This window comes from Psychromonas sp. B3M02, from assembly GCF_003318165.1.
Classification (GTDB): Bacteria; Pseudomonadota; Gammaproteobacteria; order Enterobacterales; family Psychromonadaceae; genus Psychromonas.
This window is the reverse complement of sequence record NZ_QOCB01000118.1, coordinates 1-5,679: the sequence shown is the minus strand read 5'-3', so window position 1 is coordinate 5,679 and position 5,679 is coordinate 1. Positions and strand designations below refer to the sequence as shown.

Sequence of the window (5,679 nt, the reverse complement as noted above, 5' to 3'; positions counted from 1 at the left end):
TAAGGGACAAAACCTTTATGTAACGCAATACCGTTAATGATAGCGGCCATTGCAAACTCACGAACACCGTAGTGCAAGTAGTTACCTGAAGCATCATCAGCGGTAATCGCTTTAGTACCAGACCACATAGTGAGGTTAGATGGCGCTAAATCCGCTGAGCCACCTAATAATTCAGGTAGCATTGCGCCGTAAGCTTCGATACAGTTTTGTGAGGCTTTACGTGTTGCAATATTTGCTTGGTTTGCTTGTAAGTCAGCAATGTAAGCTGAAGATTTTTCTTCCCACTCAGCAGGTAGTTCGTTATTAACACGACGTTTGTATTCTGCTGCTAGCTCTGGGTAAGCCGCTGCATACGCTGCGAATTTCTCATCCCAAGATTGCTCTGCCGCTTGGCCTTGTACTTTGTTATCCCAACCCGCGTAAACGTCTGCTGGAATGTCAAATGGGCCATGTGTCCAACCTAATGCGGCACGTGTTGCTGCGATTTCATCGTGACCTAATGGTGCACCGTGACAATCGTGTGTACCTTGCTTAGCGGGTGAGCCAAAACCGATAATGGTTTTACAACAGATAATCGTTGGTTTAGTGGTTTCTGCTTTAGCAGAAATAATCGCCGCTTTAATTTCTTCTGCATTGTGACCGTCTACTGACAGTACTTGCCAACCGTAAGACTCAAAACGTTTAGGCGTATCATCAGTGAACCAACCTTCTACTTCACCATCGATTGAGATACCGTTGTCATCCCAGAAGGCAATTAGTTTACCTAAACCTAATGTACCCGCTAAAGAACAAGCTTCATGCGAGATACCTTCCATTAAACAACCATCGCCTAAGAAGGCGTAAGTGTTATGGTCAACAATCTCGTGGCCTTCTTTATTGAATTGCGCTGCCAATGATTTTTCAGCAATCGCCATACCCACGGCATTGGTAATACCTTGGCCTAATGGGCCAGTAGTAGTTTCGATACCAGGTGCGTAACCATACTCTGGGTGGCCCGGTGTTTTTGAGTGCAGTTGACGGAAGTTTTTAAGGTCGTCAATTGAAAGGTCATAACCTGTTAAATGCAATAGAGAATAGATAAGCATTGAACCATGACCGTTAGATAGAATAAAGCGGTCGCGATCAGCCCAATCTGGGTTAGTTGGGTTGTGCTTTAGGAAGTCAGTCCATAGCACTTGTGCAATATCAGCCATCCCCATTGGTGCGCCAGGGTGACCTGAATTGGCTTGTTGAACTGCATCCATACTAAGGGCACGAATGGCATTAGCTAACGCTTGACGAGAAGGTAAGCTAGAAGGGTTTGATGACATTAATAACTCCAACACTAAAAAGGTTTTTTAATAAAGTGAAGTCAGTGTAAGAAGTAAACAGAGATTAAAGTGAGATCTAGATCGACCCAATGGTCAAAAGTATTGGCATAAAAAATCTATACACAAAATATGTTGTTTTTAACTACTTAATTTAAAAATACAAAAGAGGCTAATGACAAAAAATCCCCTAGCATAGATATGCGAGGGGATTCATAAAGGCAAACAATCGTGAATAAAGCAGCCATTAACTGTTATAAATAAAGCGCTGATTAAATTGTACATTGGCGTAATGCACAACACGGTCACACACCCAACTTTCAAGTTTCCAGTTTTTAATAAAGGCGCAATGTCCGCCCTTTTCCTGTAAATCGACGCTTAACCAAGGTGAGGAGATGAGCTCCTTTAATTGATGTGCAGGAATAATTGGGTCATCTAAAGAGGTGATAATAGTACTAGGAATACTCAGCTTATTTAACGCATCACCTAGTATGGAGTATCCACGCAGGTATGCATCTGCACTACTGAACTCAGTATGCTCAGTTACAAAGAATTGGTTCATCGCATCTAAGGTATGCAGCTTCTGTAACGCATCGCCGTAGTTAAGGTGTTTATGATGTTTTAGTTTTTTCACCAGAGAGCTTTTCCACCTTTTAACAAAGTATTTCTGATAAATAGAAAAGCCATTATTTAACACTTTCATGGTGGTAGGCGGATCAAGTAAAGGACAAATAGCAATGGCTTGATCTAATTTCAAACCACACTCTTTTGCTAAATTAGCCACACGTAAACAAAAGTTGCCACCTAAAGAGTAACCGCAGAGTAGGTTATGCTTACCACCATATTGAGCGCATAAGTACTTAACGGCTTCAACTACTTCAAGTAACCTCACAGAGTTAAATAATTCTTTATTTAAATGTTGCGTTCCACCGTGATCACGAAAATTTAAGCGAAAAACATCATACCCATCATCCAATAGTTTTTGACCATTAGAGAGCATATATAAAGATTCTGTGCAGCCTTCCCAGCCATGCAAGATAATTGCAAGGCCTTTACAGTCTGCGGAGGTTTTAGATAGTGTGCCCTGTAACTTAACCCCTTGCGGTGTAGTAATTATTTCTGGTTGAGCACTAGCGAGTAACTCTGAACAACGCCTTTTTTCTAACCATTTGCGCGGCCCAGTACTGGAAAGAATAGATTGTAAATGTTGGTTGGAAAGTCCTTTTGCCGGTATAAATTGATTCATTTGCTCTCACTCATTACCAATTAAGTAACCCTAGACTAATTAACAAAGTTAACAGTTATATGACAACACTTATTATACAAAAATCTCTATAAAATAATGGGTACAATAACATAGCAGATTGTCACAAGATAATTAAAAATAGACGACTAAGACTCATAACACCGCCCAAAGTTCGTTTCTCGATATTAAGTATTTAATATCATTTAATAAACCGAAAAATTTCACATAGCTGACAGAAAAATAATGCAGCCAAAAGAGTCTTTGCCGTATCAATTGCAATTTAATCTATTTTTTGTAGCGCTGCTTTAATAATAGTCACCCCTAGCCCACCTAGTAAAGCACCGGTTATTTTATCAAAATAATAAGTGAGTTTAATAAATTGGCTTCTTACTTTGCTCCCAGATAAACAATAAATAACGCCCACATCCCAAATAAACACCAATAACGTCATCCAAACTCCCAGAATAATGTTAAAGGCCAAGGAGATATCGGGCGTCAATACAAGGGTAAATAAGCTTAAATAGAACAAAATATTTTTAGGGTTTAACACGCCAGACATAAAACCAACGACAAACTCTTTATAAAATTGGGCCTCACTGTTAGTGGTATGTATAGGCTCCGAGAAATGAGGATAATCGGATTTTCGAGCACTTAGCGCACGAACACCTAAATAAATTAAAAACAGTCCACCCAAGATCTTAAGTACCATCATAATAATGAATGACTTAGCTAATATTGTACCGACGCCCACTAAGCATAATCCAATATAAAGGGCATTGGCTATTGATATACCTAATGCGACGCCTATCGCTTTTTCTTTTTCATTCTTTATTGCACTTTTGACTAGAATAATAAAGTCAGGTCCAGGACTAATAAGCGCAATAAAATGCATAAATACCACCGTAACAAAAGTGGTTACTAAACTAACTTCCATATAAAGACACCCACTTAACAATGTTACAAAGCGCAAAGCGATTATATTAACCAAACATTGTGGACTGATTATTCTACAACCAGTCCATCACTTAATTATGCAATGTGACAGGTTTAGAAATTCAACTCGCTTTCTGTGCAACATAACCAATGGCGTAAACATCCTGTTTTGCACAAACCACTTTATTCCCTTCACTTGCCCAATTAACACTTAACGGTTCCCAAGCGGTGTAGTTGAATGCAGTGATATCAGAGTCTAGTTTGATCCCCTTTTGTATAACAGCAAAACAATCATCCGAATTTGGTTTTATTGCCTCCCCCTCTACAAACCATATTTCAATATTCGGTTGACCAAAGTGATCACATAACGCTTTAAAACCATCGCTATTAAGAAATGTTGACATTGAAAGGTGATCTTCCCATATATAAAATGGTGCATAGCTATTAACTGGATTAGCATAATTATCTGCATCTTTACGAGAATATAAAAAAGCCTTAAACAGTAACCCAGGATAACCGTTTAATAAATGGCCATTTTTCTCAATTCTATCTTCAATTAATGCCATTGGATAATCCGACGGTAGTACTATTTTATACTGCATTGCTATCATTTTTGTTTCCTCTACTTGATGTTATGTGCTGTTATTATTGATTATCGCGAAGCTGTTTAAGTGCACTCATTGCAGCGGGCCAGCCGCTATAAAAAGCTAAGTGCGTAAAAAGTTCGATTAACTCATATTCATTAACATTATGCTGCTTTGCTAAATTGATATGATGGGGTAATTGTTCAAATCGCCCCAGTGAGATAAGCACAGACAATGTGGCAATACTTCTCTCTCGTTTATTCAGTAACCTTCTCTCCCATATATCGTGATATAAAACATCATCAGTGAGTGTTTTTAGTTTTGGGGCAAGTGTTAATAAATCTTTATTCATTTTGGCTTCCTCTTTCTGAACATATATCTATAATCACACACAAAGACAGTACTTAAAATCAAATAAAACGACTCAATCAATCCTATAATTCAGGACTATGCGAAGATGAAAAATACGGTATTAGATTTGCAAGCTCTTAAGACATTTGTATTAGGTATGGAGTTGAAAAGCTTTACACTTGCTGCACAACATCAACATAAGTCGACATCAGCGGTAAGTGCGCATTTAAAAAAATTAGAAGCACAAACAAACTCAGCCCTGGTAAAAAAAGAAGGTAGAAACTTGCTTCCCACAGAACAAGGAGAACACCTTTTACACTACGCTAAAAAGATGTTGGCTTTGAATGATGAAGTACTAGAAACACTCAGATGCATCGAGCTACAAGGATCTTTAATATTGGGACTACAAGAAGATTTTGCAGAGCAGGTTATTACCGAATGCTTAGGTCGCTTTACCCGTATCAATGAAAACATTCACTTACATACCATGATCGACAGGTATGCCAATTTGATCTCCTCTACTAAGGATACCTCGCTTGATTTATCAGTAACTTGGAAAGGACATGAAACGACTGCTTATTCACAACTTGTCGCCAACACAGAAATACAATGGATCAGTAGTGCAGACTTTCCACTTAACTACTTTTTAGATAATAACAAACCCTTACCATTAGTGATGGTTGAACCAAATTGTCTGTTTAAACAAAAAGCAATCGCGGCCTTAGAGGCCAAAGGAATCAAGTGGGAAGTTGTTTATCAAAGTCAGAGCCTTAGCGGTATTTGGCCAGCGGTCAATACAGGGATCGGGATCACAGCAAGGACTCGCATTGGCAAACCTAGTCACCTGCAAGTGATCAAAACAAAACTTCCCAGTATTGGTCATATCGGCATTCAAGTACACAGCGCCTCAGGCACAAAAAATAATATGAGGGATAGATTAATAGAGTTAATCTCAAACACCATTACAGATAATTATGCCTAAATTAAACTAATGCTAATCACACTAATACCAATCATAGTAAGTAACTGATCTATTTTACTTGTTAAAACAACTTATTTTTTCGTTGTAAGTTTCGTAAAGGGAACAACCATTTACATCAACTTACGCCTCAAACTAAGCCATTTTTCCGGCGCAAAATTTAGATCAGTTATTTAATACAATTGGTATTAGCCACAAACTCACGGGAAACTATAATGATGAAACATTTAATTGTAGGGTTAACCGGCTTACTGGCTTTAGCAACGACCACTTCAGTGT

General features: G+C 38.4%; 6 protein-coding genes. 1 reads left to right on the top strand and 5 read right to left on the bottom strand.

Annotated features, from left to right (window positions below; translation table 11 throughout):
• From DS885_RS13375 to DS885_RS13355, 5 genes are all read right to left on the bottom strand, one after another.
• Window positions 1-1,310, bottom strand: a 1,310-nt coding sequence (locus DS885_RS13375) for a transketolase family protein (protein ID WP_309472397.1), incomplete at its 3' end; no start/stop codon positions are given.
• Window positions 1,311-1,554: 244 nt separating this feature from the next.
• The gene (locus DS885_RS13370) at window positions 1,555-2,553 is read right to left on the bottom strand and encodes a YheT family hydrolase (protein ID WP_113819928.1); all 999 of its coding nucleotides are present in this window, start codon (window positions 2,551-2,553) and stop codon (window positions 1,555-1,557) included.
• A 280-nt stretch (window positions 2,554-2,833) separates the two neighbouring features.
• Window positions 2,834-3,487 carry a LysE family transporter gene (locus DS885_RS13365; protein ID WP_113819927.1) on the bottom strand — a complete coding sequence of 218 codons (654 nt, stop codon included), beginning with the start codon at window positions 3,485-3,487 and terminating at the stop codon, window positions 2,834-2,836.
• Window positions 3,488-3,608: 121 nt separating this feature from the next.
• Window positions 3,609-4,097, bottom strand: coding sequence for a DUF4865 family protein (locus DS885_RS13360; protein ID WP_113819926.1), 489 nt, complete (start codon window positions 4,095-4,097; stop codon window positions 3,609-3,611).
• 34 nt (window positions 4,098-4,131) lie between these two features.
• Window positions 4,132-4,422, bottom strand: a complete 291-nt coding sequence (locus tag DS885_RS13355; protein WP_113819925.1) for a carboxymuconolactone decarboxylase family protein — start codon at window positions 4,420-4,422, stop codon at window positions 4,132-4,134.
• A 105-nt stretch (window positions 4,423-4,527) separates the two neighbouring features.
• Between DS885_RS13355 and DS885_RS13350 the strand changes: the two genes are divergently transcribed.
• Window positions 4,528-5,403 (top strand): LysR family transcriptional regulator, encoded by an 876-nt coding sequence (locus DS885_RS13350; RefSeq protein WP_113819924.1) that lies wholly within the window; start codon window positions 4,528-4,530, stop codon window positions 5,401-5,403.
• Window positions 5,404-5,679 lie beyond the last annotated feature (276 nt).